Here is a 538-nt window from a genome sequence, read left to right on the forward strand (position 1 = left end):
AGCTTGCGAATGACAGTTGAAGTTGAAATAGCCAGTTGATGAGCGATATCGGTCATAGAAGTTTTTTCAATCAATTTTTGCGCAATTTTTTGGTTGATAATACGAGGAATTTGGTGATTTTTCTCGACGAGAGAGGTCTGTGAGACCATCATTTTAGAGCAATGATAGCACTTGAAACGACGCTTTTTAAGGAGGATTCTGGTAGGCATACCAGTTGTTTCAAGGTAAGGAATTTTCGATGGTTTTTGGAAGTCATATTTCTTCATTTGACTTCCACATTCAGGACAAGATGGGGCCTCATAATCCAGTTTAGCGATGATTTCCTTGTGGGTATCTTTATTAACAACATCCATAATTTGGACATTAGGGTCTTTGATATCGAGCAGTTTTATGATAAAATGTAATGGTTCCATATGATTCTTTCTAATGAGTTGTTTCGTCGCTTTTCATTATAGGTCATATGGGACTTTTTTTCTACACAAAAATAGGCTCCATAATATCTATAGGGGATTTACCCACTACAAATATTATAGAGCCT

At 36.2% G+C, this 538-nt stretch carries 1 protein-coding gene; it reads right to left on the bottom strand.

The features are described from left to right. The coding region (locus QM956_RS10545) for a transposase family protein (RefSeq protein WP_414302518.1) at nt 1-413 on the bottom strand (413 nt) is incomplete at its 3' end. Between the last annotated feature and the right edge of the window lie 125 nt (nt 414-538).

The organism is Streptococcus mitis (assembly GCF_047460035.1).
Lineage (GTDB): Bacteria > Bacillota > Bacilli > Lactobacillales > Streptococcaceae > Streptococcus > Streptococcus mitis_DW.